The organism is Buttiauxella cochleicola, from assembly GCF_021283185.1.
GTDB classification, from domain to species: Bacteria; Pseudomonadota; Gammaproteobacteria; order Enterobacterales; family Enterobacteriaceae; genus Buttiauxella; species Buttiauxella massiliensis.
Window position 1 is genome coordinate 14,808 of sequence record NZ_JAJSOS010000017.1, and the last position, 24,378, is coordinate 39,185.

The 24,378-nt window shown below is 51.8% G+C and carries 24 protein-coding genes; 13 read left to right on the forward strand and 11 right to left on the reverse strand.

The features are described 5' to 3' along the window. Nucleotides 1–24 precede the first annotated feature (24 nt). Complete coding sequence (gsiC, locus tag LVQ76_RS20695) at nt 25–945, forward strand: glutathione ABC transporter permease GsiC (RefSeq protein ID WP_232865161.1); 921 nt, start codon at nt 25–27, stop codon at nt 943–945. A gap of 2 nt (nt 946–947) precedes the next feature. Next, entirely contained in the window at nt 948–1,859 is a 912-nt protein-coding gene (gsiD, locus tag LVQ76_RS20700; RefSeq protein WP_232865162.1) for a glutathione ABC transporter permease GsiD, read from the forward strand. A 68-nt stretch (nt 1,860–1,927) separates the two neighbouring features. Here the strand turns inward: gsiD and rimO are convergent, their stop codons facing one another. Then, a complete protein-coding gene (gene rimO, locus LVQ76_RS20705) occupies nt 1,928–3,241 on the reverse strand; it encodes a 30S ribosomal protein S12 methylthiotransferase RimO (RefSeq protein WP_232904360.1) in 1,314 nt (437 codons plus the stop codon). Between the two features lie 207 nt (nt 3,242–3,448). Here rimO and LVQ76_RS20710 point away from each other — a divergent pair, with 207 nt between their 5' ends. The 4 genes from LVQ76_RS20710 to LVQ76_RS20725 all read left to right on the forward strand — a co-directional run bounded on the left by LVQ76_RS20710 (nt 3,449) and on the right by LVQ76_RS20725 (nt 6,716). Beyond that, nucleotides 3,449–3,757, forward strand: coding sequence for a hypothetical protein (locus LVQ76_RS20710; RefSeq protein ID WP_232865163.1), 309 nt, complete (start codon nt 3,449–3,451; stop codon nt 3,755–3,757). Then, on the forward strand, nt 3,758–4,969 hold the full coding sequence (locus tag LVQ76_RS20715) for a serine hydrolase domain-containing protein (RefSeq protein ID WP_232922363.1): 1,212 nt from the start codon (nt 3,758–3,760) through the stop codon (nt 4,967–4,969). It begins immediately after the preceding gene. Nucleotides 4,970–5,111: 142 nt separating this feature from the next. Further along, entirely contained in the window at nt 5,112–5,495 is a 384-nt protein-coding gene (locus LVQ76_RS20720) for a biofilm formation regulator BssR (protein ID WP_255666865.1), read from the forward strand. A gap of 102 nt (nt 5,496–5,597) precedes the next feature. Beyond that, nucleotides 5,598–6,716 carry a PQQ-dependent sugar dehydrogenase gene (locus LVQ76_RS20725; RefSeq protein ID WP_232922364.1) on the forward strand — a complete coding sequence of 373 codons (1,119 nt, stop codon included), beginning with the start codon at nt 5,598–5,600 and terminating at the stop codon, nt 6,714–6,716. Nucleotides 6,717–6,720: 4 nt separating this feature from the next. Here LVQ76_RS20725 and LVQ76_RS20730 read toward each other — a convergent pair whose 3' ends face one another. Next, on the reverse strand, nt 6,721–7,347 hold the full coding sequence (locus LVQ76_RS20730) for a glutathione S-transferase family protein (protein ID WP_232922365.1): 627 nt from the start codon (nt 7,345–7,347) through the stop codon (nt 6,721–6,723). Between the two features lie 250 nt (nt 7,348–7,597). On the opposite strand from LVQ76_RS20730, the gene dacC reads away from it, so the two are divergent. After that, complete coding sequence (gene dacC, locus LVQ76_RS20735) at nt 7,598–8,803, forward strand: serine-type D-Ala-D-Ala carboxypeptidase (RefSeq protein ID WP_232922366.1); 1,206 nt, start codon at nt 7,598–7,600, stop codon at nt 8,801–8,803. 141 nt (nt 8,804–8,944) lie between these two features. On the opposite strand, the gene deoR is transcribed toward dacC, so the two are convergent. Further along, nucleotides 8,945–9,709, reverse strand: coding sequence for a DNA-binding transcriptional repressor DeoR (deoR, locus tag LVQ76_RS20740; protein ID WP_232922367.1), 765 nt, complete (start codon nt 9,707–9,709; stop codon nt 8,945–8,947). Between the two features lie 71 nt (nt 9,710–9,780). Further along, nucleotides 9,781–10,389 (reverse strand): undecaprenyl-diphosphate phosphatase, encoded by a 609-nt coding sequence (gene ybjG / locus LVQ76_RS20745; RefSeq protein WP_232904356.1) that lies wholly within the window; start codon nt 10,387–10,389, stop codon nt 9,781–9,783. Between the two features lie 200 nt (nt 10,390–10,589). Here ybjG and LVQ76_RS20750 point away from each other — a divergent pair, with 200 nt between their 5' ends. Beyond that, nucleotides 10,590–11,810: an MFS transporter gene (locus LVQ76_RS20750; RefSeq protein ID WP_232865170.1), complete on the forward strand. Its 1,221-nt coding sequence runs from the start codon at nt 10,590–10,592 to the stop codon at nt 11,808–11,810. Between the two features lie 84 nt (nt 11,811–11,894). On the opposite strand, the gene LVQ76_RS20755 is transcribed toward LVQ76_RS20750, so the two are convergent. The 7 genes from LVQ76_RS20755 to metG form a co-directional block, all read right to left on the reverse strand. After that, nucleotides 11,895–12,953, reverse strand: coding sequence for an ABC transporter ATP-binding protein (locus LVQ76_RS20755; RefSeq protein ID WP_232922368.1), 1,059 nt, complete (start codon nt 12,951–12,953; stop codon nt 11,895–11,897). 3 nt (nt 12,954–12,956) lie between these two features. Beyond that, nucleotides 12,957–13,316 (reverse strand): carbohydrate ABC transporter permease, encoded by a 360-nt coding sequence (locus tag LVQ76_RS20760; protein WP_232922369.1) that lies wholly within the window; start codon nt 13,314–13,316, stop codon nt 12,957–12,959. Next, nucleotides 13,316–13,831 (reverse strand): carbohydrate ABC transporter permease, encoded by a 516-nt coding sequence (locus LVQ76_RS20765; protein ID WP_232922370.1) that lies wholly within the window; start codon nt 13,829–13,831, stop codon nt 13,316–13,318. The genes LVQ76_RS20760 and LVQ76_RS20765 overlap by 1 nt, the downstream gene beginning before the upstream one ends. Beyond that, nucleotides 13,809–14,714, reverse strand: a complete 906-nt coding sequence (locus LVQ76_RS20770) for a carbohydrate ABC transporter permease (protein ID WP_232922371.1) — start codon at nt 14,712–14,714, stop codon at nt 13,809–13,811. Before LVQ76_RS20770 ends, LVQ76_RS20765 begins: the two co-directional genes overlap by 23 nt. A gap of 9 nt (nt 14,715–14,723) precedes the next feature. Next, nucleotides 14,724–16,055, reverse strand: a complete 1,332-nt coding sequence (locus tag LVQ76_RS20775) for an ABC transporter substrate-binding protein (RefSeq protein WP_232922372.1) — start codon at nt 16,053–16,055, stop codon at nt 14,724–14,726. A 23-nt stretch (nt 16,056–16,078) separates the two neighbouring features. Beyond that, nucleotides 16,079–17,014 carry a TauD/TfdA dioxygenase family protein gene (locus LVQ76_RS20780; protein ID WP_232922373.1) on the reverse strand — a complete coding sequence of 312 codons (936 nt, stop codon included), beginning with the start codon at nt 17,012–17,014 and terminating at the stop codon, nt 16,079–16,081. Between the two features lie 191 nt (nt 17,015–17,205). Then, nucleotides 17,206–19,239, reverse strand: coding sequence for a methionine--tRNA ligase (metG, locus tag LVQ76_RS20785; protein ID WP_232922374.1), 2,034 nt, complete (start codon nt 19,237–19,239; stop codon nt 17,206–17,208). A gap of 163 nt (nt 19,240–19,402) precedes the next feature. Here metG and apbC point away from each other — a divergent pair, with 163 nt between their 5' ends. The 5 genes from apbC to LVQ76_RS20810 all read left to right on the forward strand — a co-directional run bounded on the left by apbC (nt 19,403) and on the right by LVQ76_RS20810 (nt 24,339). After that, the gene (apbC, locus tag LVQ76_RS20790; RefSeq protein ID WP_134185311.1) at nt 19,403–20,515 is read left to right on the forward strand and encodes an iron-sulfur cluster carrier protein ApbC; all 1,113 of its coding nucleotides are present in this window, start codon (nt 19,403–19,405) and stop codon (nt 20,513–20,515) included. An 840-nt stretch (nt 20,516–21,355) separates the two neighbouring features. Then, nucleotides 21,356–23,044, forward strand: a complete 1,689-nt coding sequence (locus tag LVQ76_RS20795) for a sensor histidine kinase (protein ID WP_232865178.1) — start codon at nt 21,356–21,358, stop codon at nt 23,042–23,044. Beyond that, nucleotides 23,038–23,766, forward strand: a complete 729-nt coding sequence (gene btsR, locus LVQ76_RS20800) for a two-component system response regulator BtsR (protein WP_232922375.1) — start codon at nt 23,038–23,040, stop codon at nt 23,764–23,766. Before LVQ76_RS20795 ends, btsR begins: the two co-directional genes overlap by 7 nt. A gap of 56 nt (nt 23,767–23,822) precedes the next feature. Continuing rightward, complete coding sequence (locus LVQ76_RS20805) at nt 23,823–24,086, forward strand: type II toxin-antitoxin system Phd/YefM family antitoxin (protein ID WP_151994450.1); 264 nt, start codon at nt 23,823–23,825, stop codon at nt 24,084–24,086. Beyond that, entirely contained in the window at nt 24,070–24,339 is a 270-nt protein-coding gene (locus LVQ76_RS20810; protein WP_232922376.1) for a Txe/YoeB family addiction module toxin, read from the forward strand. Before LVQ76_RS20805 ends, LVQ76_RS20810 begins: the two co-directional genes overlap by 17 nt. The last annotated feature ends 39 nt before the right edge of the window (nt 24,340–24,378 follow it).

Consider the following 24,378-nt stretch of genomic DNA (forward strand, 5'->3'; position numbering starts at 1 on the left):
AATACTTAACCCGATGGAGCGCCATTGTTTAACTACTTCCTCAAACGTCTGCTGGGTCTTATCCCTACGCTGTTGATTGTCGCGGTGCTGGTGTTTTTGTTCGTCCATATGTTGCCTGGTGACCCGGCACGCTTGATTGCCGGGCCGGAAGCAGACGCCACAGTTATCGAGATGGTGCGTAAACAGTTAGGACTGGATTTGCCGCTGTGGCAGCAGTTTTTGCATTACATCGGTAATATTTTGCAGGGCGATTTCGGCACATCAATGGTCTCGCGCCGCCCGGTTTCCGAAGAGATCGCCAGCCGCTTTATGCCGACCTTCTGGCTGACTATCACCAGCATGGTTTGGGCAGTTATTTTCGGCCTGTTCACTGGCATTGTTGCTGCCGTCTGGCGCAACCGCTGGCCAGACCGGCTAAGCATGACCATTGCGGTTTCCGGTATCTCTTTCCCGGCATTCGCCCTTGGTATGTTGCTAATGCAGGTTTTCTCTGTCGAACTGGGCTGGTTGCCGACCGTAGGAGCCGATAGTTGGCAGCACTATATTCTGCCCTCGGTGACGCTTGGCGCAGCGGTAGCGGCGGTAATGGCGCGCTTTACGCGAGCCTCGTTCGTTGATGTGTTGCAAGAAGATTACATGCGTACCGCACGCGCTAAAGGTGTGAGCGAAACGCTGGTAGTTATCAAACACGGGCTGCGCAATGCGATGATCCCGGTTGTCACCATGATGGGCCTACAGTTCGGCTTCCTGCTTGGCGGCTCAATTGTGGTCGAAAAGGTGTTTAACTGGCCGGGCCTTGGGCGCCTGCTGGTGGATTCGGTTGAGATGCGTGATTACCCGGTGATTCAGGCGGAAGTGTTGCTGTTCTCGCTGGAATTTATTGTTATCAACTTAGTGGTGGATCTGCTCTACGCCGCCATTAACCCAGCTATCAGGTACAAGTAAGGATGCGACTCTTTAACTGGCGCCGCCAGGCGGTACTGAACGCGATGCCGATAGTTCGGCCACAGCAGGTGCGCACGCCCTGGCACGAATTTCTGCGCCGCTTGCGTAAGCAACCTGTGGCAATGTTTGCTGGGATGTTCGTACTGTTTTTGATTGTTATTGCTCTGATTGCACCGTGGATTTCCCCATTCGATGCGGAAAACTATTTTGATTACGACCGGCTCAACGATGGCCCGTCGATGCTGCACTGGTTTGGCGTGGATTCCCTCGGGCGCGATATCTTCAGCCGCGTGCTGGTTGGCGCACAAATTTCGCTGGCAGCGGGCGTATTTTCTGTATTAATCGGCGCGTTGATTGGCACGTTCTTCGGTTTGCTGGCCGGTTATTACGAAGGCTGGTGGGACAGGGTGATTATGCGCATTTGCGATGTGCTGTTTGCCTTCCCTGGGATTTTGCTGGCGATTGCCGTCGTCGCGGTGATGGGCAGCGGCATGTCGAACGTGATTATCGCGGTCGCCATTTTCAGTATTCCGGCCTTCGCCCGCCTGGTGCGCGGCAACACGCTGGTACTCAAACATCAAACTTTTATCGAATCGGCGCGCAGTATCGGTGCCTCGGACGCGACCATCATCTTTCGCCATATTCTGCCGGGTACGGTTTCGTCGATTGTGGTCTATTTCACCATGCGCATTGGCACGTCGATAATTTCTGCGGCGAGTTTGTCGTTTTTGGGTTTAGGTGCACAGCCGCCAACGCCGGAGTGGGGCGCGATGCTCAACGAAGCGCGAGCGGATATGGTGATCGCGCCGCATGTGGCGATCTTCCCGAGCCTGGCGATTTTCCTGACGGTGCTGGCGTTTAATTTGCTGGGGGATGGGTTGAGGGATGCGTTGGATCCGAAGATAAAAGGGTAATTTCAGCGATAAAAAAGGCGGATGACGCTTGCGCTTATCCGCCCTACAAATGCTAACTTCGTTAAAACTTAAACCACTGAACCCCACAGGTCATATTCGTCCGCGTTTTCAACCTTCACGCGCACCACATCACCTGGTTTCAATTTGGATTCGCCATTCAGGTAAACCGCGCCGTCGATTTCTGGAGCATCAGCCATACTGCGGCCAATCGCGCCTTCTTCGTCAACTTCATCAACGATAACCAGAATTTCGCGACCCACTTTTTCTTGCAGACGTTCAGCAGAGATCTGCTGTTGTAGCTGCATGAAACGGTTCCAGCGTTCTTCTTTTACTTCTTCTGGCACAGGATCGGCCAGTTCGTTGGCAGTAGCACCTTCAACCGGGCTGAACTTAAAGCAACCGACGCGATCCAGACGCGCTTCTTTCAGGAAGTCGAGCAGCATCTGGAAATCTTCTTCGGTTTCGCCAGGGAAGCCAACGATGAAGGTAGAACGCAGAGTCAGATCCGGGCAGATCTCGCGCCATTGCTTAATGCGCTGCAACTGGCGATCAACACTGCCTGGGCGCTTCATCAGCTTCAGAATACGTGGACTGGCGTGCTGCAGTGGGATATCCAGATACGGCAGGATTTTGCCTTCCGCCATTAATGGGATCACATCATCAACGTGCGGATATGGGTAAACGTAGTGCAGACGCGTCCAGACGCCGAGTTTAGCCAGTTGCTCACACAGGCTAACCATGCTGGTTTTCACCGGCTCACCGTTGTAGAAACCGGTGCGGTGCTTCACATCCACGCCGTAAGCTGAGGTATCTTGCGAAATCACCAGCAGCTCTTTCACGCCCGCATCAACCAGACGTTTGGCTTCAGACAACACATCGCCAATCGGACGGCTGTCCAGATCGCCACGCATTGAAGGGATGATGCAGAAGGTACAACGGTGGTTACAGCCTTCGGAAATTTTCAGGTAAGCGTAGTGACGCGGGGTCAGTTTCACGCCTTGTTCCGGCACCAGGCTCAAGAACGGGTTGTGTTTTGGTTTCGGCACATAGTGGTGAACGTGCTGCAAAACTTGTTCGTAGCTATGCGGGCCGGTGATTTCCAGAACTTTAGGGTGCACTTCGCGGATTTGATCTTCTTTGGCCCCTAAACAGCCGGTCACAATCACTTTGCCATTTTCGTTCAGCGCTTCACCGATCGCTTCGAGCGACTCTTGTACGGCACTGTCGATAAAGCCACAGGTGTTAACGATAACCATATCGGCATCATCATAGCTAGGCACTACATCGTAACCTTCGGTGCGCAGCTCAGTCAGAATTCGTTCAGAATCGACGAGGTTTTTTGGGCAGCCGAGGGAGACAAAGCCAATACGGGGTTGTTGCATGGGTTTTACGCTCACAAATTAAACAGAAATAAAAACCGGGCGATTCTACACGGGTTTGGGGCGTGGCTCTACTGGTTGTTTTTTTCCAGCGCACAAGATGAAATTTCAGAATCATTGAAGTGCCTTAGTTTTTGCTTACCAGGGGCGCTGGTTCTATTATCTTCCCGCCTTGTTTATTCTTAACGTCCCGCTTAAAGAGATAATCACATGATGAGAAAAATTATAGCCCTTTCCGGGATGCTGGCCGGTGCCTTGCTGTTATCCGGCTGCAACATTATTCCTACTCCGCTGAACACCCCGCCAGCCACGGCGCAGAAGTTTGTTTGCGGTGGTGAGAAACTGGCAATTGATGGTGATTATGCCTGGTACAACGGCGACCGTTATTCTTACCAACGTATGAGCGGCGGCCAGGCGTTTTACCGTTACCACAGCAGCAATTTCGGCCTGAAGAAAGTCGGTGAAACCCGCACCATGTTCATCGGCCTCGACGCCAAACCTTGTGTGGCGGCAAACTAATTGAAGAATGCATCCCGTCGCCTGAGTACGCTGCTGCTCGGTTTTATGTTGGCGGGGTGTGGAACGCTGTCGAACGTCGCTCCTGAGGCTGAAGTGCCGCAAAAAGCGCAGCGAGCCTGTGGTGCAACGGAGCCACGCGATATCAACCAGTGGCTTCCCGCCATGGTTGAGCAGCAATCCCCGGCAATGGTAGTTGGGGTGATAGATGCTAGTGGGCAGCGCCATTACTGGCATTTTGGTATCACCGATACCGAACACCGTTATCCGGTCAATGAACACACTTTGTTTGCCGTGGGTTCGCTCAGTAAAGGCATGACCGCTGAGGCAACGGCGGTGTTAGTGGCGCAGGGGCGCTTGCACTGGTCAGATACGCTCGAAACCTTGCTGCCGCCATCGCTGCCATTAAGCCGTGATGCTAAAAAAATCACGCTGCTGCAACTGGTGACGCACACTTCTGGCCTGCCACGGCAAAATATGGATTTGCCAATGTTGACGGCCTTTATTCGTTATCTTGGCAACGGTGAGAATTTCTATTCGCATCTTGATAGTGACGATGTTGTTGCAGACCTGGCTGACTTCAGCAAACCTGGCAATGCCGAACCGCGTTACTCAAACCTGGGTTATGCGGTGCTCGATTATGTTCTGCGCTACCAGACCGGCCAGCGAGCAGACCAACTGGTGCAATCTATGATCTTTGATCCTCTCGGGATGCATAACAGCAGCTTTACCCCGCAAAAACTGAAAAGCTATCCGCTACGAGCCATTGGCCATGCGGGAAGCCAGCCGAAGTTTATTCCGCGTGGGCAAGTCGTGCCTGACTGGCAGTTCACCGGCAATATGCTTGGCGCGGGTGGTTTGTATACTGACACTGCCGATTTACTGACTTTTGCCGCCGCGCATCTCGCCAGCACTGGTGATGCAACGTTGGATAAAGCGATTCACGATACGATGCAGGTCTATTATCCGCGGGATAAAGAAGCCGCCAATATTGCCTGGGTGACAGATACCTATGGCGAGCAATCCATCACTTATCAGGTGGGATATATTGGCGGTTACTCCAGCTATATAGGTATTGATCGCGTGAATCATTTTGCCGTTGTGGTGCTGCAAAACAGTTTCACCTGGCAAAATAACCTTGGGCACAGTGTGTTACGCCAGATGCTTGAGGAGCAGCGTCAGGCTGCGACCTGTAGTGTCAATGCCGCTGCGTAATCCTTTGTTTCACTGCGATTGTTAGCCATTGTAAAGGTTGTTGCCGGGGATCAAAAAACACGGCAAAAAAGACAGAGTAGCTTAAAATTTATCCATACTATAAGTGTGTGTTATCGATTTCAACCACATGGAGGGTAAATGCATGACTGGGGAGCCACTCAAACGAGATCTCTTGAAAAAGATGATTATCGCCAAAATAGACATCGCCGCTTATCTCTCTTTGAGAAAAGCCAAAGGCTATATGTCTGTGATTGAAACTGAGCATCTGCGCGATAACCTGTTCGACCTGTCTACTGAGTATCGTGAGAAGGCCATACGCCTCAAATTCCACCTTGCAGCGCAAGAAATGGAAAGTATTAACCATGGAATGAGTGCGGTGTGTTCTGCCGGAGTTTGCCTGATGACCGGGCGCCACGATTGCCCACAATATATCGCCATCGATGCCGAAAAACTGGAAAGCTGCCTGTCTGAACTTTCCGACAGCCTGAAAGATATTATGGGCCACCAACTGGCCGTAGAGTCGTGATATATGGGGGAGGCGACTCCCCCAATTTAAGTTTTTGTAAAATTGCCATCCTACCAATCCTGGAAGACTAACCTTATCGGGTAAACCGATAAGGAGAAGGTTATGCCACGGTCGCCATTACGCTCATTCATCGCTGCAACATTATTATTTTCAGCAAGCTTCAGTTGGGCTGCGGAAGTCAAAGTTGAGGTGCTTCAAAGCAAGCTCGACCACCCATGGTCGTTAGCTTTTTTGCCTGACAGTAAAGGGATGCTTATCACGCTGCGTGATGGGCAATTGCGCCGTTGGCAGCTAGGTGAAGGGCTGAGTGACCCGATTGTGGGTGTGCCGAAAGTCTGGGCGCATGGGCAAGGCGGGTTACTGGATGTTGTTCTGGCACCGGACTTTGAAAAAAGTCGCCGCATCTGGCTGAGTTTTGCCGAAGGCAACAGCGAAGACAAAGCGGGAACTGCCGTGGGTTACGGTACTTTGAGTAACAATATGCAGCGGCTTGAGAATTTCAAAATAGTTTTCCGCCAGGCGCCAAAACTCTCCACCGGCAACCACTTCGGCGGACGCATGGCATTTGATGGCAAAGGCTATCTATTTATTGCGCTTGGTGAGAATAACCAGCGCGCTACCGCGCAGGATCTGGATAAGCTGCAAGGCAAAGTGGTGCGCCTGACGCAAGACGGTGAGGTGCCACAGGACAATCCATTTGCAGGTAAGCAGGGCGCTCTTAGCGAAATATGGTCTTACGGGCACCGCAACCCACAAGGGCTAGCGTTTAATCCCGCCAATGGCGAGCTGTGGCTTAATGAGCATGGCCCACGTGGGGGCGATGAAATAAACGTCTCGCAACCGGGTAAAAACTACGGTTGGCCGCTGGCAACCTGGGGCATTAACTATAGTGGTTTGCCGATTCCCGAAGCGAAAGGTGAAATCGTAGCAGGCACGGAACAGCCTGTTTATTACTGGAAGGTTTCCCCGGCGGTGAGCGGCATGGCGTTCTATAACAACGATAAATTCCCGCAATGGAAAGGGAAGCTGTTTATCGGTGCGCTAAAAGAGAAGAACCTGATTGAGTTGACGCTGAACGGCGATAAAGTCACCGGGCAAAAGCGTTTGCTGGATGACCACGGGGCGCGTATTCGTGATGTGCGCGTCGGCCCGGACGGTTATCTTTATGTCCTGACCGACGAGTCTGACGGGCAATTACTGAAAATTAGCCCATCAGCCTAGTGTATTAACTTAACGGAATCATCACGACTTTCTTGAATGCCGGGCGCTGGGTCAATTGCTGATACCAGCGTTGCAAGTTCGGGAAATCGTTCCACTGCACGTCGAGATTAAGCAGGTTGTAAACGCTTGGGGCAAGGGCGATATCCGCAACGCTAAACTCGTCGCCTCCCAGCCATTTTTGCTTCGTTAGTTCCGCTTCAACGATGGCAAACAGCGTGTTGCATTGCGCGATACTCTCGTCGATCAGTTTTTGGCTGCGCTCTTCCGGCGCGATTCGCACCAGGCTGAAAAACACGCCGCGATGTGGGCCAGCAAGCGTTGTGCCTGCCCAGTCCATCCATTTTTCACCACGCGCGCGAGTGGCGGGGTCGGCAATCCACAAAGTCTCTTTGCCATACTGCGCGGCAAGATAACGCACGATGGTATTGGACTCCCATAACGTTAAGTCGGTGGCGTCATCATGAATACACGGCACCAGCGCGTTGGGATTCATTGCCAGATATTCAGCATCGTGGGTTTTACCAAATTTGCCACCCGCAGGAACTGATTGATACGCCACACCTAATTCTTCCAGGCACCACAACACTTTCTTCACATTTGTCGAATTGTCTCTGCCCCAAACTGTGATCATTTTGTTTCCTCTGTATGTGGGTTTGCACTTCAGTATGCCGTGGGCTGATGAAGAAAACAGCAGTGAACATCAACGGCAGGTAAAAAACTCATCAACGTGGCGGCAAGTCGCGCAGTTATCGAATAAACTTAAAAAACTTTACCAACACTATGTTTCATTATGTGGTTTCGCAAGTTAGCTTACTGGCAACTTGAACGATTGAGTAACGGCGTGCGTCGTGACTTTTTTAGAATGGATACTGGGTGGTGTTATGAAAACTTTGCAAATCCCTGCTTCGCTACGAGCATTACTGGCAGGTACAACCCTGCTGTTGATAGCCGCGCCTGCGGTTAGTGCAGAACAGACTGCTGATGCACCGCAAGTTGATGCTAAAGCCTGGATCTTAATGGATTATGCCAGCGGCAAAGTTCTGGCCGAAGGCAGTGCGGATCTACAACTGGATCCCGCGAGTCTGACTAAACTGATGACCAGCTATGTGGTTGGGCAGGCTATCAAGGCTGATAAGATCAAGCTTACCGATATGGTCACCGTTGGCAGAGACGCGTGGGCAACCGGTAATCCTGCGCTGCGTGGTTCCTCACTCATGTTCCTGAAACCAGGCGATAAAGTCTCGGTTGAAGATTTGAATAAAGGTGTAATTATTCAGTCAGGTAACGATGCTAGTATTGCAATTGCTGATTATGTGGCAGGCAGTCAGGATTCTTTCGTCAGTTTGATGAACAACTATGCGCAGAAACTCAACCTGACCAATACCACTTTTAAAACGGTACATGGCCTGGACGCACCTGGGCAGTTCAGTACCGCACGCGATATGGCACTGCTCGGCAGGGCATTGATTCATGATGTGCCAGAAGAGTACGCCATCCACAAAGAGAAAGAGTTCACCTTTAACAACATCAAGCAGCCGAACCGTAACCGCTTGCTGTGGAGCTCTAACCTTAACGTCGATGGCATGAAAACCGGCACCACTACAGGGGCGGGCTACAACCTGGTGGCTTCGGCGACTTCTGGTGACATGCGTTTGATTTCCGTGGTGCTGGGCACTAAAACCGATCGTATTCGTTTCAATGAAAGTGAAAAATTGCTGACGTGGGGTTTCCGCTTCTTTGAAACCGTTACACCGATTAAACCGGATGCCACTTTTGTTACGCAACGCGTGTGGTTTGGGGATAAAAGCGAAGTGAATCTGGGGGCCGGTGAAGGTGGCTCTGTCACTATTCCTCGCGGCCAGTTGAAGAACCTGAAAGCGAGCTTCTCGCTGACCGAACCGCAGCTTACCGCGCCGCTCAAGAAAGGCCAGGTGGTTGGCACTATCGATTTCCAGCTTAATGGTAAATCAATCGAACAACGCCCGCTGATGGTGATGGAAGCAGTCGAAGAGGGTGGTTTCTTTAGCCGGATGTGGGATTTTGTGTTGATGAAGTTTCATTCTTGGTTCGGCAGCTGGTTCTCGTAATTCCTCCTTCATACTTCGAGCCGCAGATGCGTTGGCTGCGCTCGTGAACCCCAGTCACTTACTTATGTAAGCTCCTGGGGATTCACTCCTTTGCCGCCTTCCTGCGACTCGAATTATTTTGGAGGAGTTGTAGAGGACACTTCACCATTGCAAAGAAACATTCTCCGACGCGGCAAATTCAACAAACGCCGCGTCAGGTTCTTCGTTACTGATAATCAAATCAAAAGCAGCAAGTGGCCCCATACAGGCTGAGCGCACTTTGCCAAATTTGCTGCTATCTACCACCAGCACACGCTGTTGCGCCATCGCTAACGCCCAATTTTTTACTGGCAGCTCATCGAGATTAAAACAGGTTGCCCCGTGACGGGTATGAATGCCTGCCGCTGAGAAGAAGGCGATATCCGGGCAAAAATTGTTCAGGCACTCCTGGAAGTTAATCGGCTTGAAAATCGCATTGCTGGAATGAAACTCACCCCCGCTCAAAATCACCCGGCAGCCTGGTTTATCTTGTAGCGCCAGGAAGGTGTTTAACGAATAACATACTCCAGTAAATTGCAGCTCATCGTCCAGCGCTTCAATGATGTATGGCGTGGTGGTACCGCAGTCAAAAAATACCGTCTGATGTGGGCGAACCATTGCTGCTGCCAGGCGCGCGGCATGGCGTTTCTCGTCAATACGGCGGGTTTTCTGATCGCTTAACAAATAATGGTTGGCGGTGACGCTACGTGGTTCGAGCACCACATAGCCGCCCAATAACACCACGGGACCGGATTCACTGTTGAGATCGCGGCGAATAGTCATTTCAGAGACACCGAGTAGCGCGGAAGCCTCTTTAAGGTGAATTTTGTCGCTGCGTTTAAGCGCCTGAATCAGGCGGTTGATGCGTTCGTCGCGCCGGGTTTCCATGATGCCCTCTGAATATGAAAAACCCGGCATCGCCGGGTTTCGATTAACGCATCTTACCTTTGCAAAAACAGTTAGTCACGCACCCAGCCTTTGCGGATTGGCAGGGCAAAACAGAATCGATAAGCCTGATGCAGGCGGGCGTGAAGTTGTACCCCGAACCAGTTCCATACCATTTGAGCCAGTAAACAAGAACACAGGCCCACCAGTAACCCGCCGAGCATATCCAGCGGCCAGTGCACGCCGAGATACACACGCGACCAGGCAATCGCACAGCCAATCACAAATAACACTACGCCCGACCACACGCGGTGCCAGAACAAAAATGCCAGCGCGAAGGTGAAAATCACCGTGCCGTGGTCGCTTGGGAAGGAGTCATCCGGTGCGTGGTGCAGGAAGTTGTAGCCAAAGCCTGTGACAAACGGCCTGTCATGTGGGAATACATGGCCGATAACCCACGACAGCGACACGCTAATAATGATGGCTAGTGCGGTCTTAATCACCACAACACGTTGCGCGGTCATCTGGCGGCGTTGCCCCCATAACCACAAAATGGCAATCAGCAATGGCACAATGCTAATCAAATCTTTGGCGATAAAAATGGCAAATTTAATCAACCATTCAGAAGAATCCGGTGTTGCATTAATCAGCAGAAAGAGCGACTGATTGAGTTGTTCGATCATAACGTTTTGAGTTCCTTAGCCCGTCAAATGAAGATGATGCCGCACGCCCTGCATCGTGACTATAGGACGACAGCCTACTTTGAGCTTCTTAAGAAAACCTTAAACAAAACAGCGATTCTCTCCCTTAAATAACAATTCACTATCTACCGCGCAGGCAATTTATTACACTTCGTTCGTTTTTCTTCTCCTTTGAGTTTCTCATGCAAAATAATAAGCGACTGGGTCGCCAGGCACTGCTATTCCCGCTGTGCCTGGTGCTCTATGAATTTTCTACGTATATCGGCAATGACATGATCCAGCCAGGCATGCTGGCGGTTGTCGAACAATACAACGCGGGGATCGAGTGGGTGCCGACCTCCATGACCGCATATCTGGCTGGTGGCATGTTCTTGCAGTGGCTGCTGGGGCCGCTGTCCGACCGCATTGGCCGTCGCCCGGTCATGTTGACCGGCGTGGTGTGGTTTATCGTCACTTGTCTTGCGACATTGCTGGCGCAAAACATCGAACAGTTCACATTCCTGCGGTTCTTGCAGGGTGTGAGCCTGTGCTTTATTGGCGCGGTGGGTTACGCGGCGATTCAGGAATCGTTTGAGGAAGCGGTGTGTATCAAAATCACCGCTTTGATGGCGAACGTTGCGCTGATTGCACCGCTGCTCGGCCCGTTGGTTGGGGCCGCATGGATCCACTACGCACCGTGGGAAACGATGTTTGTGTTGTTTGCGGCGCTGGCGGCATTCTCATTCTTCGGTCTGCATCGTGCGATGCCGGAAACTGCGACGCGCCTGGGCGAAAAGCTCTCGCTGCGCGATTTAGGCCATGACTACAAACTGGTGCTGAAAAACGGACGCTTTGTGGCCGGTTCGCTGGCCATCGGTTTTGTCAGCCTGCCGCTGCTGGCGTGGATTGCCCAATCCCCGATTATTATCATTAGCGGTGAAAAGCTCTCGACCTATGAATACGGTTTATTGCAGGTGCCAATTTTTGGCGCGTTGATTATTGGCAACCTGGTGCTGGCGCGGTTAACTTCTCGTCGTAGCGTGCGTTCGCTGATTATCATGGGCGGCTGGTGGATTGTGCCGGGGCTAGTAGTTGCCGCTGTGGCGACAGTGGCATCAACGCACGCTTATTTGTGGATGACTGCCGGGTTGAGTCTCTACGCATTTGGTATTGGCCTTGCTAACGCAGGACTGGTGCGCCTGACACTGTTTGCGAGTGATATGAGCAAAGGCACCGTTTCGGCAGCGATGGGGATGTTGCAGATGTTTATCTTCACCGTGGGTATCGAAGTGAGCAAACATGCTTATCTGTTAGGTGGGAATGGTTTGTTCAGCCTGCTGAATTTGTTGGGTGGTGTGATTTGGCTGGGCCTGATGTTTGTATTCTTAAAAGATAAGACGGTCGGCAACAGAACGGATGCGTAATCTTCTGGTCTTGCGGTAAAGGGTCATTGAGGATTCGTCACGTTCAGGGGAAGCCGGTGTGTGCTGTTCCCCTGAACGCCAGCGCTAGTTAATCCGTGCGCCGCTGTGCTCATCAAACAGATGCGCTAGCTGAACGTCTGGCAGTAACCGCATTTCACTCCCCGGTTTTGTTTGTATCCTGTCTCTGAATACCGCAATCGCCTTTTGATTACCGATATTAAGGGCAATCTGTGTTTCCGCACCGGTGGGTTCTACGACATTCACTTCTGCCACCACCCCTCCTTGTGTAACCTGAGAAAAATGCTCTGGCCGCACGCCGTACAAGACTCGCTGCCCCTGTACGACGGCAGGAACGTTGGCTAACGGCAGGCGCAAACCATCATCGGTGACCACCGATTCACGGTCGACTTTGCCGCTAAGTAAATTCATTGAAGGTGAACCAATAAACCCGGCGACAAAAGCATTGCGTGGGCGATCGTACAGCTCAAGTGGCGTACCGACTTGCTCGATGACACCATCTTTGAGCACCACAATCCTGTCGGCCATCGTCATCGCTTCGACTTGATCATGAGTCACATAAACCATGGTGGCGTTCAGGCGCTGGTGCAGTGCTTTAATTTCGGTTCTCATCTCGACCCGCAGCTTGGCGTCAAGGTTTGACAGTGGTTCGTCAAAAAGGAACACGCGCGGGTTGCGCAGAATAGCTCGCCCCATGGCCACACGCTGACGCTGGCCGCCAGAAAGCTGGCCAGGTTTACGCTTGAGCAACAAGGATAAACCCAGCGTTTGTGCCACCTGAGCGATGCGTTCATCAATCAGCAGTTTTGCCACGCCCTGCATCTTAAGCGAAAACCCCATGTTCTCTGCCACGGTCATATGCGGGTATAACGCATAATTCTGGAACACCATCGCGATGTTTCGATCCTGTGGGGAAATATCGTTAACGATTTCACCATCCAGCGCGATTTCGCCGTCGGTAATGCTTTCAAGCCCGGCGATCATGCGCAGCAGGGTGGATTTCCCACAGCCAGAAGGGCCAACCAGCGCGACAAACTCGCCTTCGTGAATGGTTAAGTCCAGCCCGTTGATTATCACGTTATCTTCATAACGTTTATGAATATTGCTTAACGTAATCGTTGCCATGATTTAGTCCTTGAGACCGCCAGCAGTCAGGCCGTGAACCAGATAGCGGCGCACCAGCAGCGTAAATGCCACAACCGGAAGCATGACCAGCGTGCCGCTGGCCGCTATTTTGCTCCACTCCCACCCCTCGTACTGGAGAAAGTTAACGATAGCCACTGGTGCCGTGACGGCCTGAGTGCGAGTCAGGATCAAGGCATAGAAGAAATCGTTCCACGAAAAAATAAAACACAGAATGGCGGTCGCCGCTAAGCCAGGAGCCACAAGCGGTAGCGTGATGGTCCAGAACGTTCGCCATATAGAACAGCCATCAAGCCAGGCCGCTTCTTCTAAAGCTGTAGGGACGGCTGCAAAAAAGGTCTGCATCAGCCAGATAACAATCGCCAGATAACAATCGCCAGATTAAAGGTGAGATAGACAATCGCCAGCCCGATGACGGTGTCCTGCAACCCTAACCAGCGCCAGGCGAGATAAAAGGGGATGGTGAACGCGATGGGCGGTGCCATACGGGTCACCAGAATCCACAGCGCCACATATCTGCGCCCGGGGAATTGCCAGCGTGTTAATACCCATGCCGCGGGAACGCCGATGATCAGCGAAAGCCCCGTTGACAGCGTACTCACCAGCAGACTGTTACCGAACGAGTGGAGAAAATTCCCCTGCCAGAGTGCGCGAAAGGCGTCCAGCGTCGGGGTAAACCACAGCGTGAGATCAAACACCTCAATGGCCGGGCGAAATGCCATCACCACCATCCACAGGAAGGGGGAAAGCACGACCAACAGTAATAGCCAGGTCGCGACTTCCCTACTACCTCGCAGACGAAATGGCTTTCTGCGTCTGGCGTTGCCAGACACTTGTTCAAGCGCTAGCTTTTCGCTCATCGCTCCACCCCGCTCTGCCAATGATATAGCTCAGTACAAATACCCCGACCAGAATGACCACCGCGATCGCGCTGCCATAGCCCCAGTACGAGAAATTAAACGCCTGAATGAAGCCGTAATAGTTGGTGACTTCAGTGACTGTGCCTGGCCCGCCGTCGGTTAAAATGTAAATCAACGGAAAGGCTTTAAAGCTGTCGATAAGCCGGAAGAGGGCGCAGACCACCAGCACCGGTTTGATGTAGGGCAACACGATATAGCGGAAGATATTATGTGCACGCGCGCCGTCCAGACTTGCGGCTTCCAGCGGGTCGCGGGGGATCATCTGCAAAGCCGCGAGCACCATTAACATGGTAAACGGGAACCACTGCCAGATATCTGCCACCGCAATCGCCCATAATGCCGTCGCAGGATTGGCAATCAGCGAATTGAGGGTGATTCCCCATAGCTCTAAGACTTGATGCAGTGGGCTAATATCCGGGGTGTAAATGATTTTCCAGATAAGCGCCACGATAATAGGGGGGAGCACCATGGGAATCAAAAATAATGTCCTGGCAGTATGCAACCACGCAGAGGTGCCATTTAATAGCAACGCTAAACCCAGCCCAATAATCACCTGGAATAACACGCTGACTAACGATAATTTTATTTGCGTAATAATAGAACTAAGAAAACGTGGGTCCTCGAGAAGTTGCCGATAATTAATTAACGGGTCGCTAAAATTAAATGTTTCCTGAGGATTAGTCAGGCTTAATGGTGTCAGGCTGGTAATGACTAATGCCATCGCCGGTAATAACGTAATCACCACCAGCAAAATAATCGACGGCATTAACCCAGCCAGCCAGGCGTTGCGCTGTTGGCTACGCCAGTTGGTTTTACCCTTCATCAAGGCTCCTTAGATTTTCGCACCCGAGCGTCTGAGATCGGCAATCGACGCGGTTTGAGCCTGCTGCATCGCTTGTTTCGCTGAAAGCTGACCAGAAATAATCAACGCGATAGCCTTGTTGAGCTGCTGATCAACCTGAGGGTAAACATCCACGGTGCGGTATTTCATATAGCCACCCTGGGCTGCACGTTCAATGGCGCTGAGCGAAAGCTGGGCCAAATCGACACCGTTGATAATTTGCTTACTGCGATAGGCCTGGGAATCAATATCGCTTCGGCGTGTTGGCGAACCATACCCCGCCTGAACCGCCCGCTGCGTGGTTTGCTTAGAAAGCGCCCACTGAATAAATGCCCACGCCGCTTCTTTATTTTTCGAACCGGCAGGGATGCCCAGAGCGTGTACCGCCATTCCAGGGAAGCGCCCTGCAGGCCCTTGTACCAGTTGGCCGAAATTCACGGTTTTTAATGTGCGTGAAGATGCCGGATCGCCAAGCTGCGCCAGGTAGGCCTGGCTTGAGTCGGAGAAATTAACGCGTCCTAATTTTAGTGCCTGAGTCGATTGATCCGCGGTGTAAGTCAGGCCACCGTTCGGGCCAAACTCGCGGATAAGTCGTGCAAAATAGTCCGCAGCGGCGATAGCCTCTGGGGTATCAAGTGTCGGGAACAGGTCGTCAGGCGGATTGCGAAAGACGTTGCCACCAAATGCTTGCAGATAAGGAATGAACGTCCAGCCGTAATGGCTATCGGTCACATAAGCAGACACACGTTCCTTTTTATTGACGGCCTGGAAAACCTTAACCAGATCGTCGGTGGTATCGGGATATTTAAGCCCGGCTTGCGTCACCAAATCAAAGCGCGAGGCACCTGATAGCATCCCTTCGAGCACCCAGGGAATACCGTAAAGTTTGCCATCCCGCCCGGTTTCCGGCCCGAGTCCGCCTGCCAGGAAGTCGTGTACATCCCATTCGGCACTGGTCAGATTTGGGTTGGCGATAAATTCGTCCAGCGGCGTTAACCAGCCGGAGTTGATCCAGCGACTGGTGTAGATAAAGGTCACGTTGACTACGTCGTAGGCGGAACCTTTGGTGGACAACTCGAGATCCGCTCGCTGGTTATAAACCGGAAACGCGGGCGTATCGAAGTTCACTTTCGCTCCGGTCAACGCTTCAAATTCTGGTAGCCACTGGCGCAGTAAAGTGGGGTAGGCGGTGCTAAACGTCGAGACATTCAGCGTCACGCCATCATACTTTTTGGCACCGTTAGCGCCGCGTGCAAAAGACGGTACCATCGCATAAACCCCGAAGGCCGCCATCGCTTTCAATAAATCCCGACGTTGCATCATTCTCTTCCTTTTTATTTCGCGGCTTAGGCCACTTCGCTGACGGGAGATTGCGCATCCGGGCGGCTCAAGGTGCGGCTACGGCTGCCATCAACGGCAACAGCGGCATCGCCCTCAATGGTGACGCGGCGTACGAGGCGCGGTTGCGTACCGTAATCATTGACCGCGTAATGCTGGGTGGCACGATTATCCCAAATCACCACGTCATCTTGTTGCCACTGCCAGCGCACGGTATTTTCCAGTTGGATGACACGGTTTTGCAGCAGCTCAAACAGGCGTGCCGATTCACGGCTGCTAAAGCCAGATAAGCGTTTGAAGAAATGCCCGAGCAGCAGTGCCTTTTCGCCACTGACCGGGTGGACATGGACCACCGGATGCTCTGCCTCATAAACCGCAGAAACAAAGACCTTACGGTGATGATCCAGACGCTGCTGTTCGGCCACAATACGGTCTGCGCCATAGTCATAATCATTGCTGTGAACCGCTCGCAGGCTTTCAGCAAAGCGCTTTAACTCTTCAGGCAGGTTTTCATAAGCCGTCGCAGTGTTTGCCCACACGGTATCGCCACCGTATTCAGGAATTTTCACGCCACGCAAAATAGAAATTTTTGGGAAAGCTTCAACGAAGGTGACATCGGTATGCCAGGAATCCGCTCTGCCGCCGCCTTTAGAGGCATCCAGTTCGAAGAGTTTGGTACCGGTAGGTGCCGGAACGGTAGGATGTGCGACAACTTTGCCAAATCGTGCACCAAATGCCTGGTGAGATTCGTCATTTAATTGTGTCTGCTTACGGAAAAAGAGAACTTTATATTTCACCAGCGCAGCTTCTATTTGCGAAAATATATTTTCATCGATGTCAGGTGTTATTTTGAAGTCAACAATCTCAGCGCCAATATTTCCGGCAACGCGGCGAATAGTCAGGTTTTTAAATTCAACGTCAGAATGTGAAGAATGAATTGTCATAGTGGCGGACCATTAATGGTGAAGTGAGTCCGCAGTATAAAAATTACAAATTGATAACTTAAATAACGATTACGCATAACTTAAAGATTCGCTGGTGGCAAAGCTAAGTTAATTTTTAGATATATACCCTTGGCGGGAAATAAAAATGGCTCCCGGTTAGGGGAGCCATTAAAGATGTTACTCAGTTGCGATTACTTAACTGCCATACCGGCTTGCGCACCGCTGTCCGGGCTTAACAGGAAGATATCTTTCCCGCCAGGACCTGCCGCCATCACCATCCCTTCCGAGATGCCGAAGCGCATTTTACGCGGTGCCAGGTTTGCCACCATAATCGTCAAACGGCCTTCCAGCGCTGCCGGGTCTGGATAAGCAGAACGAATGCCGGAGAACACGTTGCGTTTCTCACCGCCAAGATCCAGCGTCAGGCGCAGCAGCTTGTCAGAGCCTTCAACAAATTCCGCTTTCTCAATCAGTGCAACGCGCAGGTCCACTTTCGCGAAATCATCAAACGCGATGGTTTCACCAATCGGGTCATCAGCCAGTGGGCCTGTTACCGGAGCGGCAGCCGCTTTCACTTCTTCTTTCGACGCTTCGACCAGTGATTCAACCTGCTTCATCTCAATGCGGTTATACAGCGCTTTGAAATTATTTACTTTGTGGTCGAGCAGCGGCTGCTGGATAGCATCCCAGCTCAGTTCGCAGTTCAGGAATGCTTCAGTACGTTCAGCAAGCGTTGGAATAACTGGTTTCAGCCAGGTCATCAGCACGCGGAATAGGTTGATACCCATGGTGCAGATGGCTTGCAGGTCAGCATCGCGGCCTTCCTGTTTTGCCACAACCCACGGAGCCTGCTCATCGACATAACGGTTTGCCACGTCTGCCAGCGCCATGATTTCACGCACAGCTTTACCGAATTCACGGCTTTCCCATGCTTCACCAATTGACTGCGCCGCATCGGTAAAGGTTTTGTACAGTGCTGGGTCAGCAATTTCAGCAGACAGCTGGCCGTCAAAACGCTTGGCGATAAAGCCTGCGTTACGCGATGCCAGGTTAACCACTTTGTTAACGATGTCGCTGTTCACACGCTGCACGAAATCTTCCAGGTTCAGGTCGATATCGTCGATACGTGAAGAGAGCTTAGCGGTGTAGTAGTAACGCAGGCTATCGGCGTCAAAGTGGTTCAGCCAGGTGCTCGCCTTAATGAACGTGCCGCGAGATTTGGACATCTTCGCGCCATTCACCGTCACATAGCCGTGAACAAACAGGTTGGTTGGCTTGCGGAAACCGCTGCCTTCCAACATGGCAGGCCAGAACAGGCTGTGGAAATAAACGATGTCTTTACCGATGAAGTGATACAGCTCGGTGGTGGAATCTTGCTTCCAGTATTCGTCAAAGCTTTCGGTATCACCGCGTTTGTCGCACAGGTTTTTGAATGAACCCATGTAGCCAATTGGCGCATCCAGCCAGACGTAGAAGTATTTGCCCGGTGCATCAGGAATTTCGAAACCGAAATAAGGCGCATCGCGGGAAATATCCCACTGTTGCAGACCAGACTCGAACCACTCCTGCATTTTGTTCGCCACTTGTTCTTGCAGCGCACCGGAACGAGTCCATGCTTGCAGCATTTCGCTAAACGACGGCAAATCAAAGAAGAAGTGCTCGGAATCACGCATTACAGGTGTTGCGCCAGAAACCACGGATTGCGGGTTAATCAGCTCGGTTGGGCTGTATGTTGCGCCACAAACTTCACAGTTATCGCCGTACTGGTCAGGTGCTTTACATTTCGGGCAGGTGCCTTTTACGAAACGGTCAGGCAGGAACATGCCTTTTTCCGGGTCGAAAAGCTGAGAAATAGTGCGGTTTTTAATAAAACCGTTCTCTTTCAGACGGCCATAAATCAGCGACGCCAGCTCGCGGTTTTCATCGCTGTGCGTGGAGTGATAGTTATCGTAGCTGATGTTAAAGCCAGCAAAATCAGTCTGATGCTCCTGACTCATTTCGGCAATCATCTGCTCTGGAGTAATCCCTAACTGCTGTGCTTTCAGCATGATAGGCGTACCGTGTGCATCGTCCGCGCAGATGAAGTTAACCGTGTTGCCGCGCATTCGTTGGTAACGGACCCAGACGTCAGCCTGGATGTGCTCCAGCATGTGACCAAGGTGGATTGAGCCGTTAGCGTACGGAAGTGCGCACGTTACCAATAATTTTTTCGCGGTATGAGCCATAGTAGAAATTGCATCTTCTAAATAGAAAAGGGCCTTAGATGTTAACTGAGAGCCGCCTTGTGGTAAACCACACAAGGCGATCAAGGAAATTTTATCGCGCCTGGTCGCATCTGGTATGCTTAACAAACTGCAATGTCCGACAATAAAAACATAAGGAGCCGGGATGAATTCGCAATCCCCGTCAAGTCGTTCCCCCGAGCAGCTACGCGCTATGGTCGCCGGGACACTGGCCAATTTTCAGCACCCAACCCTCAAACATAATCTGACCGCGCTTAAAGCCTTGCATCATGTCGCGATGTTAGACGACACGCTGCATGTTGAGCTATTGATGCCATTCGTTTGGCGCAGTGGTTTTGAAGCGCTGCAAGAGCAGTGCAGTTCGGATTTGCTACGCATTACTGGGGCGAAAGCGGTGGACTGGAAACTCAGCCACAACATTGCCACCTTAAAGCGTGTGAAAAATCACCCCGGCATTAATGGCGTGAAGAACATTATTGCGGTGACCTCAGGCAAAGGCGGTGTCGGCAAGTCGAGTACCGCGGTGAACCTGGCGCTGGCGCTGATTGCCGAAGGGGCGAAAGTCGGGATTCTGGATGCGGATATTTATGGCCCGTCTATCCCAACGATGCTGGGTGCGGAACACGAACGCCCAACGTCTCCCGACGGCACGCATATGACGCCAATTCTGGCGCATGGCCTGGCAACCAACTCCATTGGTTATCTGGTCACTGATGAAAACGCCATGGTGTGGCGCGGGCCGATGGCCAGCAAGGCACTCTTGCAGATGCTGCAAGAAACCATGTGGCCGGATCTCGACTATCTGGTGCTGGATATGCCGCCAGGCACCGGTGATATTCAACTCACACTTGCGCAGAACATTCCCGTAACGGGTGCTGTTGTGGTGACCACGCCGCAAGATATTGCGTTGATCGACGCCCGTAAAGGCATTGTGATGTTTGAGAAAGTTGATGTGCCAGTGCTGGGTATCGTTGAAAACATGAGCATGCATATTTGCAGCAACTGCGGTCACAATGAGCCGATTTTCGGCACCGGCGGCGCACAGAAACTGGCGGATCAATATCACACCAGATTACTGGGCCAGTTGCCGCTGCACATTACTTTGCGTGAAGATCTTGATGCCGGTAAGCCAACGGTGATCAACCGTCCAGAAAGCGAGTTTACCGCTATCTACCGTCAACTGGCGGGTAGCGTTGCAGCGCAGCTTTACTGGGAAGGCGAAGTGATCCCAGCGGATATTGCGTTCAGAGCCGTGTAATTTAAAACCACCTTCATCCCAGCCTTCTCCCCGAGGGAGAAGGAGCAAACTAGCTGTCTCTTAGTTACAACTCACCCGGGCATTTTGTCAGGGTGAGACCTGTAAGCCTCGTTGATTTTCCGTTCACCCGTGCGTTCTGTTATCTCTTTAATTCCCGAAAACGGTGAACGTATCAAGGGGTTAACGCCAACCCCTTGATAATCCAGGCGCCCGGTCATTAAATTGCCGCTGCGCGGTAAACCCCAGCTTATCCCCAACGTTCAGGGTCGTTCGCGATTCGTTCCTGACGATCGCTCACTTTCGCTGCTCCCGGCAGCTCAACCCTGACTTATGGGGAACACTGGGGCAATTTATACCGGGTACAAGGTCAAAACCGGTTCGGTGTGGTCTTTAGGTTTTGACGTTGACCTTGTGTTCCGGCTTCAATCGCACCGTTTTTTACCCTTCAGTCGGGGTCACGTGGCCGGGAGCCACGTGAGTGAGCGATCGTCTGGAACGAGTCGCGAACGACCGCGAATGTTGGGTGAAAAACGGTGTTTACCGCTTGCGGCGATTGATTTGCCGGGAGTCCGGGTTCTTAGGGTGACGACGGTGGTCACCCTAAGACGTTCACCAGTTCAGTGGCTATATGAAACAATGAACATCGGGTGAACGGAACTGTCTCCCTTCTCACAAAGATGTGACTAAGAGACAGCCTGGGGAGAGGGCCGGGGTGAGGGCATACACTATCCGAAATAGTGCGATTCCCGGCACCAAATCAAAAATTATTGAATCCCTTCAAAGAAAGTTAAGCCACATCGTTGTATGTTACGCGCCGTTTAACACTCAATGGCGGGCGCAATGTACGAGTTTAACCTGGTGTTACTGCTGCTTCAGCAGATGTGCGTCTACCTGGTTATCGCCTGGTTGATGAGTAAAACGCGACTGTTTATCCCGCTGATGCAGGTCACAGTACGTTTACCACACAAATTACTCTGCTATGTCACGTTCTCCATCTTCTGCATTATGGGCACCTATTTTGGGCTGCACATCGACGATTCCATTGCTAACACGCGGGCGATTGGCGCGGTTATGGGCGGGTTACTCGGCGGGCCGCTGGTTGGCGGACTGGTGGGTTTAACCGGGGGCTTACATCGTTATTCGATGGGAGGCATGACTGCGCTAAGTTGCATGGTTTCCACCATTGTCGAAGGGCTACTTGGTGGGCTGCTGCACCGTTTGCTGATTCGCCGTGGGCGCAGCGATTTACTGTTTAATCCGTTGACCGCAGGCGGTATTACGCTGCTGGCTGAATTCTTCCAGATGGGCATTATTTTGTTGATTGCTCGCCCGTTTGCCGATGCGTTGAATCTGGTGAAAAGTATCGCCGCTCCGATGATGATAACCAACACCGTGGGTGCTGCGTTATTTATGCGTATTTTGCTCGACAAGCGCGCGATGTTTGAGAAATACACCTCGGCATTCTCGGCAACCGCGTTAAAAGTTGCGGCCTCGACAGAAGGGATTCTGCGCCGGGGTTTTAACCAGGAAAACAGTATGAAAGTGGCACAGGTGTTACATCTGGAGCTGGATATCGGAGCCGTTGCTATTACCGATCACGAGAAGCTGCTGGCGTTTACTGGAATCGGTGCCGACCATCATTTACCTGGCAGCCCGATCTCGTCTGAATATACCTGGCAGGCAATTGAACGTGGCGAAGTGGTCTATGCCGACGGCAATGAAGTGCCGTACCGTTGTTCACTGCACCCGCATTGCAAACTCGGTTCGACGCTTGTTATCCCTCTGTACGGTGAAAATAGCCGCGTGATTGGCACCATCAAACTTTATGAAGCGAAGAACCGCCTGTTTAGTTCAATTAACCGCACGCTGGGGGAGGGCATCGCGCAGCTGCTATCTGCGCAAATTTTAGCGGGGCAATATGAACGACAAAAGCAGATGCTTACGCAGTCAGAGATCAAGCTTCTGCACGCGCAGGTGAACCCGCACTTTCTGTTTAACGCTTTGAATACGCTGGTGGCGGTGATCCGCCGGGATAACGAGCAGGCATGCCAACTGGTGCAATATCTCTCGACCTTCTTTCGTAAAAACCTCAAGCGCCCAAGCGAGATTGTGACGCTCGCCGATGAAATCGAACATGTAAATGCGTATCTGCAAATCGAACAGGCGCGTTTTCAGTCACGTTTACGCGTGCAACTGAATATTCCTCAGTCACTTTCGCAGGTGCAGTTACCGGCTTTCACTCTGCAACCCATTGTTGAAAATGCCATTAAGCACGGCACTTCGCAGTTGCTTGGTGTTGGGGAGGTGACGGTTAATGCTTGCCAGAATGGAGATTATTTGCAGCTTTCTATTGAAGACAACGCCGGTTTATATCAGGAAAAAAACACGTCCAGTGGACTTGGGATGAGTCTGGTAGATAAACGTCTGCGCGCCCGTTACGGCGATGATTGCGGTATTAAAGTGGATTATGAGTCAGATCGATTTACCCGTATTACTCTACGTTTACCTCTGGAGGAAACCCCATGTTAAAAGTGCTGATTGTCGATGATGAACCGCTGGCGCGAGAGAATTTGCGCATCATGCTGCAAAACGAGCCTGACATTGAAGTCGTGGGGGAGTGTGGTAATGCGGTAGAAGCCATCGGCGCGGTGCATCGCTTGCATCCGGACGTGGTGTTTCTTGATATCCAGATGCCGCGCATCAGTGGGCTGGAAATGGTGAGCATGCTTGACCCTGAACAGCGCCCCTACATCGTATTTCTCACCGCCTTTGACGAGTACGCGGTGCAAGCTTTTGAAGAACATGCGTTCGACTATTTGCTTAAACCAATAGACAGCAAACGGCTGGAGAAAACCCTACACCGCCTGCGCCATGAGCGCGTCGATCAGGATATGACACTGCTTGCGCCTAACCAGGAAGATCTTAAATTTATCCCTTGTACCGGGCAGAGCCGGATTTACCTGCTCCAGATGGAAGAAGTGATGTATGCCAGCAGCCGCATGAGTGGGGTATATGTCACCAATGCGCAGGGCGCTGAAGGCTTTACCGAACTGACGTTGCGCACGCTCGAAAGCCGCACACCGCTGGTGCGCTGCCATCGTCAATACCTGGTCAATATGGTGCATCTCAAAGAGATCCGCTTTGAAGATGGCGGGCAAGCCGAGTTGATGCTGCGCGACGGGCAGTCAGTCCCGGTGAGTCGGCGTTATTTGAAGAGCCTAAAAGAGGCACTGGGGCTAAAGGCAGTCTAGTTTTTATCCATTTGCTGACTTGTACTTGTACCATAAATTGCACAAGTGGAGCGATCATGCAGGTTATTACATTCTCCGAAGCCCGTAATCGGCTCAAAACGGTTCTTGATGAAGTTGTAGACAATGCCGATATCACGGTGATCACCCGCCGGGATGCTGAAGATGCAGTAGTGATGTCACTGGATTACTACAATTCTTTGATGGAAACCGTACATCTGCTGAGTTCTCCGGCAAATGCGACTCGCCTGATGGAATCCATTGCGCAGGCACAGGCAGGCAAAATCTCACGGAGAGAGATTATCGATGAAGACGGCGAATAGGCTGCTCGCGTGGACCGATCACGCCTGGGAGGATTATCTCTGGTGGCAAACGCAGGATAAAAAAACCTTAAAGCGCATCAATAAGCTCATTGAAGATGCTCAAAGAAATCCTTTTGATGGACTGGGAAAACCTGAACCTTTACGTGAAAACCTCAGCGGGCTGTGGTCCCGACGAACCAATGATGCTGACCGTCTGGTTTATAGTGTTAGTGGCGACCTCCTCACCATTTTCCAGTGCCGACTTCATTACTAAATCTGCGCGCGGCGGCAGAACGCTATATACTGCCCGCTT